The 10,990-nt window shown below is 63.2% G+C and carries 9 protein-coding genes; 3 read left to right on the top strand and 6 right to left on the bottom strand.

What is annotated here, in order from left to right:
* Positions 1-148: 148 nt before the first annotated feature.
* Positions 149-658, top strand: coding sequence for a dihydrofolate reductase (locus LDO54_RS32180; RefSeq protein ID WP_224015718.1), 510 nt, complete (start codon positions 149-151; stop codon positions 656-658).
* Between the two features lie 304 nt (positions 659-962).
* On the opposite strand, the gene LDO54_RS32175 is transcribed toward LDO54_RS32180, so the two are convergent.
* Positions 963-1,286 carry a helix-turn-helix domain-containing protein gene (locus LDO54_RS32175; protein ID WP_224015715.1) on the bottom strand — a complete coding sequence of 108 codons (324 nt, stop codon included), beginning with the start codon at positions 1,284-1,286 and terminating at the stop codon, positions 963-965.
* Positions 1,287-1,626: 340 nt separating this feature from the next.
* On the opposite strand from LDO54_RS32175, the gene LDO54_RS32170 reads away from it, so the two are divergent.
* Complete coding sequence (locus LDO54_RS32170; RefSeq protein WP_436975740.1) at positions 1,627-1,863, top strand: response regulator transcription factor; 237 nt, start codon at positions 1,627-1,629, stop codon at positions 1,861-1,863.
* A 242-nt stretch (positions 1,864-2,105) separates the two neighbouring features.
* Here the strand turns inward: LDO54_RS32170 and acnA are convergent, their stop codons facing one another.
* The 5 genes from acnA to LDO54_RS32145 form a co-directional block, all read right to left on the bottom strand.
* Positions 2,106-4,823 (bottom strand): aconitate hydratase AcnA, encoded by a 2,718-nt coding sequence (gene acnA / locus LDO54_RS32165; protein WP_224015713.1) that lies wholly within the window; start codon positions 4,821-4,823, stop codon positions 2,106-2,108.
* Positions 4,824-4,910: 87 nt separating this feature from the next.
* Complete coding sequence (locus LDO54_RS32160; RefSeq protein ID WP_224015711.1) at positions 4,911-6,383, bottom strand: bifunctional 2-methylcitrate dehydratase/aconitate hydratase; 1,473 nt, start codon at positions 6,381-6,383, stop codon at positions 4,911-4,913.
* A 19-nt stretch (positions 6,384-6,402) separates the two neighbouring features.
* On the bottom strand, positions 6,403-6,936 hold the full coding sequence (locus LDO54_RS32155; RefSeq protein WP_224015709.1) for a hypothetical protein: 534 nt from the start codon (positions 6,934-6,936) through the stop codon (positions 6,403-6,405).
* Positions 6,937-7,225: 289 nt separating this feature from the next.
* Positions 7,226-8,242 carry an HpcH/HpaI aldolase/citrate lyase family protein gene (locus LDO54_RS32150; protein WP_224015707.1) on the bottom strand — a complete coding sequence of 339 codons (1,017 nt, stop codon included), beginning with the start codon at positions 8,240-8,242 and terminating at the stop codon, positions 7,226-7,228.
* A 243-nt stretch (positions 8,243-8,485) separates the two neighbouring features.
* The gene (locus LDO54_RS32145; protein WP_224015706.1) at positions 8,486-9,469 is read right to left on the bottom strand and encodes a malate dehydrogenase; all 984 of its coding nucleotides are present in this window, start codon (positions 9,467-9,469) and stop codon (positions 8,486-8,488) included.
* 557 nt (positions 9,470-10,026) lie between these two features.
* Here LDO54_RS32145 and LDO54_RS32140 point away from each other — a divergent pair.
* Positions 10,027-10,830, top strand: coding sequence for a GntR family transcriptional regulator (locus tag LDO54_RS32140; protein WP_405045083.1), 804 nt, complete (start codon positions 10,027-10,029; stop codon positions 10,828-10,830).
* Positions 10,831-10,990: the final 160 nt, after the last annotated feature.

The raw sequence follows: 10,990 nt of genomic DNA, 5'->3' as shown, positions 1-10,990 counted from the left end.
ACCGTCTGCTCCTGGCCGCGCACTGCCCGATGGGTTGGACGCAAGTCGATATACATTGACACTTCGGCTTCCTAGGAAGCCGCAACGTACCGCCGCCTACGTTTGTGGCCGTTAGAATAGGCTCACAACCCAACAGCGAGATGAGCGAATGTTGAACGGCAAGACGATTTCAATGATTGCTGCGATGGCGAAGAACCGCGTGATCGGCGCGGCCAACGACATTCCATGGCGGGTACCGGGAGAGCAGCAGCGGTTTCGCCAACTGACTGAAGGGCACTTGGTGGTAATGGGGCGACGGACATACGAGTCGATAGGCCGACCGCTACCAAACCGGGACATCTTGGTGATTGGAAGGCAGTCTATCTTCGCCGAACGAGTGTCGACGTGCACCTCGCTGGAGCGAGCGCTTGAATTCATCGAAAATGATTCGCGGGAGGAGGTTTTTATCGCGGGCGGCGAGCAGATTTATCGCCTGTTTCTGCCGTATGCGGATACGGTGTATCTCACAGAACTCGATTTGGAGCCGACAGGCGATACAACGTTTCCCGATTTACCAGCGGACTTCCATTGTGCAGAAAGGGTCGACGTTAGCGGTGCGACCAGATACACCCTCCTTACCTATCGTCGTGCGGCCGATCAGCGCGACAAGTTGCCTTGATGGTTCAGCCAGCCCATGCTGCCGGTCGATTGTTGACGATGTAGGAAGTAGCCCCGAGTGTCCCTTCATGGCCGGTTGCTGCCCGATGAACACAAAGGAAGCGGCTTTTCTAAAACGCTCATTCTGTATCATGGAAGCCGCCTCTATTGGGGCACCGCCAGACGAAAGGGGCGGACCTCATAATTTAAGCGTTACCCAGTGTCCGGTTTTCGCGGGGGGCGGCCCAAGCTTTACCATCTACAGCATGCCGCATAGCGCGCGGCTGACGGCGACACGTGTCGCACCCACATCTCGACGCTACCGCCTAAACCACGGCTTCCAACCCCTTCTTTTCAATCAGGTGTAGCAACTTCGATGCGGTTCCGTTTGGCTTTCGCAAACCGGCTTCCCAGCAACGCACGGTCGCAATACTGGTGTTGATTGCCCCTGCCAGAACTGCTTGGCTGAGCTTCCGGCGCTTGCGAAGCGCCAGAACCCCAGCTGCGTCGTACGATGGCACTGGCTTCAGGCACAGTGCATCGTACTTCGCCATCTGCGCGTCAGCGATTACGCCAACTTTATGCAGGTCGCTCGCCGCCTCATGCACCGCAGCAGCGATACCGCGGCAGGTTTTGGGTTTTGCTGCCATGTGAGGTCTCCTGTTATGCGGGTTGACGATGATCGTGCGTGTAGATCATGGCACGGTAGGCTCGCCGATAGTTGCGTACTTCTCTAACAATTAGATAGCGGCTTGCAGATGCGGCCCCGATGGCTAAATGTCTGGCCAGCAGCCGAGTTGGTTTCAGAATTGTGGTGCCGCGACTCTCCACAAATCGGCGCGGCCGTCGTGCAAAGTCAGCCAAACGACTAACTTATTTGTCGCATTTTTGGGGGCCAGGGTGCACGCTCCCTCTTAAGCGACAAACTTTCGTAAATGATAGTGAGTTTTTAAGTTATTGATTTTATTGAATGTATTGTAGCAAACATATTTGTTATCCGTCAGTTGCGGCGGCGGCCGCGACGTCGCGCTCAACGGGCTGTCGCCGCGCGAGGTCGAGGTGCTGCAATATCTCGCGCGCGGCATGAGCAACAAGGGTGTGGCGGCGCGGCTCGGCTTGTCGGATAAAACCGTGAGCACGTACAAGACGCGTGTGCTCGACAAGCTGGGCGTGTCGTCGCTGGCGGCGCTGATCGAATTCGCCACGTTGAACAAGCTGATCGATTGACGAGTGCCCGTGCGCTGTCCGGCGCACATCGTGAAAAGCGCGTCGCGGGTGGCGCGCTTTTTTATTGGCCGCGCGCTTTTGCTGTGCGGCGCAATCGCGAAAACAGCCTGGAAATAGCCTGGAAATAGCCAGGAAACAGCCGAAAAAAAAGCCCGACTTGCGTCGGGCCCCAAGTGTAACCGCACCCGTTGCCGGGCGCGGTACCTGCAAAAACTGCGGTGCGTCGCTGCGCGCTGGTGTGCTTAAGCGGCCAGCAGCGAACGCAGCACGAACGGCAGGATACCGCCGTGCTTGTAGTAGTCCACCTCGATCGGCGTGTCGATGCGCAGCAGTACTTGCACGCGTTCGTCCTTGCCGTCCTTGCGATGGATCACGAGCGTCAGATCCTGCTGCGGCTTGAAGTCGTCCGTGAGACCTTCGATGTCGAAGGTTTCCTCGCCGGTCAGACCGAGCGTCTGCACGCTGTCCGTGCCCTTGAACTGCAGCGGCAGCACGCCCATGCCCACGAGGTTCGAACGGTGGATCCGCTCGAAACTGCGTGCGACCACGGCCTTCACGCCCAGCAGCTGCGTGCCCTTGGCCGCCCAGTCGCGCGACGAACCCGTGCCGTACTCTTCGCCTGCGAACACCATCGTGGGCGTACCGGCGTCGATGTACTTCATCGCGGCGTCGTAAATCGACAGCTGTTCGCCGCTCGGCTGATGGATCGTCAGGCCGCCTTCCACGCGCGTGCCGTCGGCCTTCGCCGGGATCATCAGGTTCTTGATCCGCACGTTCGCGAACGTGCCGCGCATCATCACGTCGTGGTTGCCGCGGCGCGAGCCGTAGCTGTTGAAGTCGGCCTTCTGCACGCCGTTGTCCTTCAGCCACTTGCCTGCGGGCGAGTCTTCCTTGATCGAACCGGCCGGGCTGATGTGGTCGGTCGTGACCGAGTCGCCGAAGATGCCCAGTGCGCGCGCGCCCTTGACCTCGGCCACCGTCGACGACGGCGTCATCGAGAAGTCCGAACCAAAGAACGGCGGCTCGGCGATGTAGGTCGACTTCGGCCAGTCGTAGACCTGACCTTCCTCGCCCTCGATCTTGCTCCAGAGGTCGCCCTTCTTCGTGAGCTGGCTGTAGTTCTTCTGGTAGACGTCGGCATCCATCGCGAACTTGAGCAGCGCGTTGACTTCGTCGCTCGTCGGCCAGATGTCGCCGAGATAGATGTCGCGGCCGTCCCGGCCCTTGCCGACCGGTTCCGTCATCAGGTCGCGCGTGATCGTGCCCGCGATCGCGTAGGCGACCACCAGCGGCGGCGAAGCCAGGAAGTTCGCGCGGATGTTCGGGTGAATACGCGCTTCGAAGTTGCGGTTGCCCGAGAGCACCGCCGCCGCGACCACGTCGTTCTTGACGATCGACTCGTTCAGTTCCGGCGTGAGGTCGCCCGCGTTGCCGATACAGGTCGTGCAGCCGTAAGCCGCGAGTTCGAAGCCGAGCTTCGAGAGGAACGGCAGCAGGCCCGTCTTCGTCAGATATTCGGTGACGATGCGCGATCCCGGCGCGAGCGAGGTCTTGATGTGCGGCGCGACCGTCAGGCCCGCTTCCACGGCCTTCTTCGCGAGCAGGCCGGCGGCGAGCAGCACGCTCGGGTTCGACGTGTTCGTGCACGACGTGATCGCGGCGATCAGCACGTCGCCGTTATGCAGCTTGACCTTCTCGCCCGCCGTGTATTCGGCGGCGAGGTCGGCGGCCTTCTTGTTGAAGCCGTTTTCGGCGACCGGCTTCGAGAACAGGTCCGTGAAGGTCGACTTCACGTTGCCGATTTCGATACGGTCCTGCGGGCGCTTCGGGCCGGCCAGCGACGGTGCGACCGTCGCGAGGTCGAGCGTGAGCGTCTTGGTGTAGTCGATGTCGCCGGCCTTCGGCACGCCGTACAGTTCCTGCGCCTTGAAGTAGTTCTCGAAGGCGGAGATTTCGGCTTGCGTGCGGCCCGTGCCCTTGAAGTAGTCGATGGTCTTGTCGTCGACCGGGAAGAAGCCCATGGTCGCGCCGTATTCCGGCGCCATGTTGCCGATGGTCGCGCGGTCCGGCAGCGACAGCGAGGCCGTGCCTTCGCCGAAGAACTCGACGAACTTGCCGACGACCTTCTCCTTGCGCAGCATTTCCGTGATCGTCAGCACGAGGTCGGTCGCCGTGCAGCCTTCGCGCAGCTTGCCCTTCAGTTCCACGCCCACCACATCCGGCGTGAGGAAGTACACCGGCTGGCCGAGCATGCCGGCTTCCGCTTCGATGCCGCCCACGCCCCAGCCCACCACGCCGATGCCGTTGATCATCGTGGTGTGCGAGTCGGTGCCGACCAGCGTGTCCGGGTAGTAGACCGTGTCCGCGCCGTCCGCCTTCTTGTGCACGCCGCGCGCGAGGTATTCGAGGTTCACCTGGTGAACGATGCCGATGCCCGGCGGCACGACCTTGAACGTGTCGAACGCCTGCATGCCCCACTTCATGAACTGGTAGCGCTCGTTGTTGCGCTGGAATTCCAGCTTCATGTTCAGGTCGAGCGCGTCCTTCTGGCGGAAGTAGTCGATCTGCACCGAGTGGTCGACCACGAGGTCGACCGGCACCAGCGGCTCGATGACCTTCGGGTCCTTGCCGACCTGCTTGGCGACGCCGCGCATGGCCGCGATGTCGGCGAGCAGCGGCACGCCGGTAAAGTCCTGCAGCACGACACGGGCGACGACAAACGGGATTTCGTCGACGCGGCTGGCGGTGGGTTTCCAGTTCGCGAGCTGCTCGATGTGCTCTTCCGCGATCTTCTTGCCGTCGTAGTTGCGCAGCACGGACTCAAGCACGAGACGGATCGACACCGGCAGGCGGTTGATCTTCACGCCGAGTTGTTTGCCGAGTTGCGGCAGCGAGTAGAACTTGCCTTTGCCGGAACCGCTGTCGAATTCCTTTAGCGTTTTGTGGAGGTTGTGGGCCATGGTATTTTCCTTCGTTTAATCGCGGAAATAACGCTTACTGCACGTTTGCTGCGGGTACTTACAGGTACAAGACTGATCGGATCACGCTCATGTCACATACAAGTCGACGTACTCGTGCACCGGCATGGCCTCGAGCCGTGCCGCATCCAGCGAGACATCGAGAATCGCCTGCTGCTGCTTCGCGGCGAAGCGCCGCGCGAGGTGGGTCCTGAACTTTTCGATCAGCAGCGGGATGCCGGCTTCGCGGCGTCGCTTATGGCCGATCGGATACTCCACCACGACTTCGTCGAGCGTCGTGCCGTCGTTCAGCTCGACGGTCAGCGCATTCGCAATCGAACGCTTCCCGGGGTCGTGATAATCCCGCGTGAACTGCGGGTCTTCCACACAAAAGGTTTTCGCGCGCAACGCGTCGATGCGCGGGTCGCCAGCGATGTCGTCTTCGTAGTCGGCGGCCGTTAGTCGTCCGAAGAGGATCGGCACGGCCACCATGTACTGGATGCAGTGATCGCGGTCCGCCGGATTCGCAAGCGGCCCGCTCTTGTCGATGATGCGGATCGCCGCTTCGTGCGTGCGGATGGTGATGCGCGCGATGTCGTCGGCCGTCTTGCCGCGCTGCGCGAGCTGGCCGTGCAGCGTCATCGCGGCTTCGGCGGCGGTCTGCGCGTGGAATTCGGCGGGAAACGCGATCTTGAACAGCACGTTCTCCATCACGTACGTGCCGTACGGGCGCTGGAACCGGAAGGGCTGGCCCTTGAACGAGACGTCGTAGAAGCCCCACGTTTTCGCCGTGAGCGCCGAGGGATAACCCATCTCGCCCGTTTTGGCGATGAGCGCGAGGCGCACGGCGCGCGCGGTGGCGTCACCGGCTGCCCACGACTTGCGCGAGCCGGTATTGGGCGCGTGGCGATAGGTGCGCAGCGCGTGGCCGTCGACCATCGCCAGCGAGACGGCGTTGATGAGCTCGTCGCGCGTGAGCCCGAGCAACTGGCCGACCACGGCGGTCGAGGCGAGCTTCACGAGCAGCACATGGTCGAGTCCGACCTTGTTGAACGCGTTCTCGAGCGCGATGCAGCCCTGGATTTCGTGCGCCTTCACCATGGCTTCAAGCACATGCTTCATGGTGAGCGGCGGCTTGCCCTGGGTGCTTTGAGTGCCTTGGGCGACGGCGGTGCGCGAGAGCCAGTCGGCGGTCGCGAGAATGCCGCCCAGGTTGTCCGACGGATGGCCCCATTCGGCGGCGAGCCAGGTGTCGTTGAAGTCGAGCCATCGGATCATGGCGCCGATATTGAAGGCGGCCTGAACCGGGTCGAGCTGGAATGCGGTGCCCGGCACCTTCGCGCCGTTCGGGACGATCGTGCCCGGCACGATGGGTCCGAGCAGCTTGGTGCAGGCGGGGTAGGAGAGCGCCTCGAGTCCGCAGCCGAGCGTGTCCAGCAGGCAGTAGCGCGCCGTCGTCAGCGCATTGGCGCTGTCGCCGGGCAAGCCGCTCAGGACGTAGTCGACGATATCGACGAGAACCTGATCCGGCTGCGGTCTGACCTGGGAAATCGGCGCGGACATCGAGGCGTCCCGGCCGTTCTTACTGGCCCGAAGCGGCGCTCGCGCCCGCAGCCGGAGCGGCGTTGCGGTTCAGCGCGTTAGCCTGGGTCGGCGCCATCGCGCCTTGCTGCATTGCAACAGTCTTGCACTCGTCGGCCAGACGCGAGCTGTCCTTGTCCGAGAACAGCATGGCCTTCGTCGGGATCACGACCAGGTCGAGGCCGGTGGCGGCGTCGTGGAAGCGGTCGGCGCCCGTCGTCGTGGTCTGACGCGGCAGGTTGTAGTTCTTGTTCGCCCAGTGAACCGTGACGATCTGGTCACGCGCCATGTCGCCCTTCAGGTCGAACTGCATGCCTTCCGCGCAGCTCCAGTGCTCCGAGCCTTCCGGGATCGCATCGACCTTCGCTTCCTTGGCCGGATTCGGCTTGCGCTTGATGATGCGATGCTTCGGAGCCGGCTTCTTCGGCGTTTCCTTTTTCGCCGTGGTCGAGGTTTGCGCGGCGGCGTCGGTCGCGGCCAGCATCATCGTCGAGGACAGCGCGCCGATAACGGCAGCGATCAGCAATTTCTTCATGGAGTCAGACCTTTATGTCTCAAATCGGTTGAACAGTGCGCGGCTGCGCCTTGCAGCCGCCGGATGCACTGCGCGCGCCCCGAAAGCACGCAGCGAACGCTATTTTCACCTATTTATCGGTACGAACTTCAGATTTTGCGGTCTGTTGCAAATTGCCCTGCTGCGCCTCTTGTCAGGCTTCCATCGACTGTGTTGATCATCGGCTTTTGTCTCCTCGATGACTCACTGCGCGGCGGGCGCGCAAGAGGCGTGCGCGCCCGCCGAAAACGTTTTCAGGCCCCAGCCGCGCTCACGACGCGGCGGCTTGCGCCAGTTCGCCCGGCGCGAACAGCGGCGCGGCGTCCTGCGGCACGGCGCGGCCCGTCGAGCGCGCGCGGCGCAGCACGGACCAGTAATAGCGGTAGCTCGCGCGGTCGTGCAAGGTGTCGCCGTGACGCGTCGGACCCCACTGCGCGTTCTGCGCGGCGAGCAGGATCTCGGCGGCCGTCGCGATTTCCTCGTCGCGGGGCGCGAAGGCCGCCACGATGGCCGGAATCTGCGCGGGATGAATGCTCCACATGCGCGTGTAGCCGAATTCGTTGCGCGCGCGACGAGCGTCGTTGGCGACGACCTCCATGTCGCGCACTTCCGTACTCACATTGTGTGACGCAACCTTGCCGAACGCGTGGCAGGCGGCCGAAATTTCGAGCTTCGCGCGCCGCACGAGCGGGTGATCGAACTGGCCGGGCGAGCGCATGGCGGTGTCGGGAATCGCGCCGTCGTGCGCGGAGACGAAGTCCATCAGGCCGAAGCTCAGCGACTGCACGCCGCGCAGCGCCGCGAGATCGAACGCGCGCGCGAGCGCGCCATGCGTTTCGACCAGCAACTGCACGGGAATCGGCTCGCCGATGCCCATCTCGACGCGCGTGGCTTCGATAAACGCCGTCATTTCCGCCGCGTCGCCGACGGCGCGGATCTTCGGCAGCATGATGAACGCCGGCGCGCGTTTTGCGGCGCGCAGGATCAGGCGGACGTCGTCGCGCCAATGCGGATGATGGAAGTCGTGGATGCGCACCCCGACGCGCCCGAAGCGGTCGTGTTCGCTGCCGAGGAAGGAGGCGACGAGTTCGGCGTGCTCGGCCTCGCGGCCCACCTGGGCGCCGTCTTCGCAGTCGAGCGTGATGTCGAATACCGGGCCGAGCTGCTGCTGCAGCGCAAGCGACTTCAGCATCAGCTTCTCGCTGCCGGCGTAGTGGTCGCACGCGGGCAGGATGGTCGGCGGCGCTTCGCCGTCAAACAGCACTTCGGCGGGTGTGATGGCGCGCATCTTCGGCGGCGGGTGTCGGATATTGGAGGGGGAACCGGATTCGGACGCGTCCTGCGATGCGGATGCAAGGCGCGTGCGGATCAGGGGCGCGAGGCGGGCGGGGTAGCGGCTGTCGACGAAACGGTGTTCAACCGGCGACGCTCGCCCGCGCTCACGCACGCGCGCCAGCCATACGAAATGGAGATGGCGCGCGCAAGGCCGGTGCCCGCCGCGTGGCGACGGGAAGCCGGCCGGTCTGCCCGATTACTTGAGCAGGTGAGCGACGCCGTCGCGCTCTTCGAGCAGCTCGTTGAGCGTGCCGTCCATCTTCTCGCGCGAGAATGCGTCGATTTCGAGGCCTTCGACGCGCTTGTACTCGCCGTTTTCGCAGGTGACGGGCACGCCGTAGATGATGTCTTCGGGGATGCCGTACGAGCCGTCCGACGGGATGCCCATCGTGACCCACTTGCCGTTCGTGCCGAGGACCCAGTCACGCACGTGGTCGATCGCTGCGTTGGCTGCCGATGCCGCCGACGACAGGCCGCGCGCTTCGATGATCGCCGCGCCGCGCTTGCCGACCGTCGGGATGAACGTGTTGCGGTTCCATTCGTCGTCGTTGATCAGCTTGGTCAGGTCCTGGCCTTCAGCCGTTGCAACGCGGAAGTCGGGGTACATCGTCGGCGAGTGGTTGCCCCACACGGCGAGCTTTTCGATCGAAGCGACCGGCTTGCCCGACTTGGCGGCCAGTTGCGACAGCGCGCGGTTGTGGTCCAGACGCAGCATGGCCGTGAAGTTCTTCTTCGGCAGATCCGGCGCCGACTTCATGGCGATGTACGCATTCGTGTTGGCCGGGTTGCCGACGACCAGCACCTTCACGTCGCGGCTGGCGACGTCGTTCAGCGCCTTGCCCTGAACCGTGAAGATTTCGGCGTTGGCCGAGAGCAGGTCCTTACGCTCCATGCCCTTCGAGCGCGGACGTGCGCCCACGAGCAGCGCGACGTCGGCGTCCTTGAACGCGACCTTCGGATCGTCCGTGATGACCACGCCCGACAGCAGCGGGAATGCGCAGTCGTCGAGTTCCATCACGACGCCCTTGACGGCGGCTTGCGCCTGCGGAAGGTCGAGCAGCTGCAGAATGACGGGCTGGTCCTTGCCGAGCAGGTCGCCGTTCGCGATGCGGAACAGCAGGGAGTATGCGATCTGACCTGCGGCGCCAGTGACGGCAACGCGCTTTGCGGGCTTAGCCATTGAAAATCTCCAGGAAGGTGCGTTAGACGCCAGGGTAAAACGCCATTCTATATGCGCGTTACGCGAAGCGTTCATGAATCAGGCGGTCCTTTTACCGAACGCACGCGCGTGGCGGATGCAAGCGAGTTGCAAGCGCCGCGCCGCACGCCGGGAGGCGGGGCCGCGGACCGTTTACCGGTGCGACAATGCTCAAGGGAATGACGGGGACACCCTGGACAGGGACGCCTGACGCTGGCCGCTTCGCGTGTGCCGGCTCCTGCCACAGCTCGCTTCGGAAGGTCCACAGGCGCGGCGCGGGCGCTATATTGAATCAGGCAGCGGCGCGGGCGGGGCGGATCGAAACCTCTACTGCATGAAGGAACAGCATGTGCAAGGCGGCCCGCGGCGCAGTTGGCCACGAGGTGGATGCTGCCGGCGGCTCCCATGAGTCGCCCGCAAACCCTTGCTCGATCGGCAGTGTAGGAGCCGTAAGGTCCAAAGTCAACAGTATCTTATGTCTTATATAAGACATATCTATTGCAGCGAAAGGGTAGATTTCCGGGGGGCTTTATGTTGAAATGCGCGCCATGAGTGCGAACCCGGTCAGCAACGCGAATTCCACCGCTCCCGAGAGCGGCCCTTCGGCGTCTGCGCCCGCTTCGCCGTCCCCGACTTTCAGTCCGCTTTATCAGCAGATCAAGGGGCTCATTACCCAGAGCCTCGAGTCCGGCGAATGGAAGCCCGGCGAAATCATCCCTAGCGAAGTCGAACTGGCCGCCCGTTACAAGGTGAGCCAGGGGACCGTGCGCAAAGCGATCGACGAGCTGGCCGCCGACAATCTGCTGGTTCGCCGCCAGGGCAAAGGCACCTTTGTTGCAACGCACAACGAAGACCGCGCCCAGTTTCGCTTTCTTAGATTGCTGGCCGATGACGGCGCCGAGCATCCGCACATCAGCAAGCTGCTGGAGTGCCGGCGGCTGCGCGCGTCGGCCGAGATCGCCCGCCAGCTGGACCTCAAGCCCGCCGACCCGGTGGTGCTGATCAAGCGCCTCCTGCAGTTCGACGGCGAAAACACCGTGCTCGACGAAATCTGGCTGCCCGGCGGCGTGTTCCGCGGCCTGACGGCCGAGCGACTCGCCGAGTATAAAGGACCGCTCTACGCCATGTTCGAGGCCGACTTCGGCACGCGCATGATTCGTGCGACCGAGAAGATCCGCGCGGTGGGCGCCGAGCCCGCGGTGGCCGATCTGCTCAATGTGCCGGCGGGATTCCCTTTGCTTTCGGTTGATCGGGTGTCCTATACCTATGGTGACCGGCCGGTCGAGGTGCGCCGCGGTTGGTATGTCACAACCGGGTACTACTATCACAATGATTTGAGTTGAAAAGGATGCCTGCACATCGGTGCGGGCGGCCTTCCCCACGTGCCTGCGTTCGCGCGCAACAGCGTTCCCGGACGGCGTATTTCGCTGCAGCGCGAAATGAAAAGGCGGTAAAATTGCGTATTAGTGTTAACACATAGTAGGGGTCTAGCATGGCAGAAGC

It is taken from the genome of Paraburkholderia tropica, assembly GCF_914484835.1.
GTDB lineage: Bacteria > Pseudomonadota > Gammaproteobacteria > Burkholderiales > Burkholderiaceae > Paraburkholderia > Paraburkholderia tropica_A.
Note: the sequence above shows the minus strand (reverse complement) of the source record. Positions and strands in the feature narration are given on the sequence as shown.

Excerpts from the sequence above, each read along its gene's own strand:
- LDO54_RS32140 (WP_405045083.1), top strand. The coding sequence starts at position 10,027 with ATGCGCGCCATGAGTGCGAACCCGGTCAGCAACGCGAATTCCACCGCT.
- LDO54_RS32180 (WP_224015718.1), top strand. The coding sequence starts at position 149 with ATGTTGAACGGCAAGACGATTTCAATGATTGCTGCGATGGCGAAGAAC.
- LDO54_RS32160 (WP_224015711.1), bottom strand. The coding sequence starts at position 6,383 with ATGTCCGCGCCGATTTCCCAGGTCAGACCGCAGCCGGATCAGGTTCTC.
- LDO54_RS32175 (WP_224015715.1), bottom strand. The coding sequence starts at position 1,286 with ATGGCAGCAAAACCCAAAACCTGCCGCGGTATCGCTGCTGCGGTGCAT.
- LDO54_RS32145 (WP_224015706.1), bottom strand. The coding sequence starts at position 9,469 with ATGGCTAAGCCCGCAAAGCGCGTTGCCGTCACTGGCGCCGCAGGTCAG.
- LDO54_RS32155 (WP_224015709.1), bottom strand. The coding sequence starts at position 6,936 with ATGAAGAAATTGCTGATCGCTGCCGTTATCGGCGCGCTGTCCTCGACG.
- acnA (WP_224015713.1), bottom strand. The coding sequence starts at position 4,823 with ATGGCCCACAACCTCCACAAAACGCTAAAGGAATTCGACAGCGGTTCC.
- LDO54_RS32150 (WP_224015707.1), bottom strand. The coding sequence starts at position 8,242 with ATGCGCGCCATCACACCCGCCGAAGTGCTGTTTGACGGCGAAGCGCCG.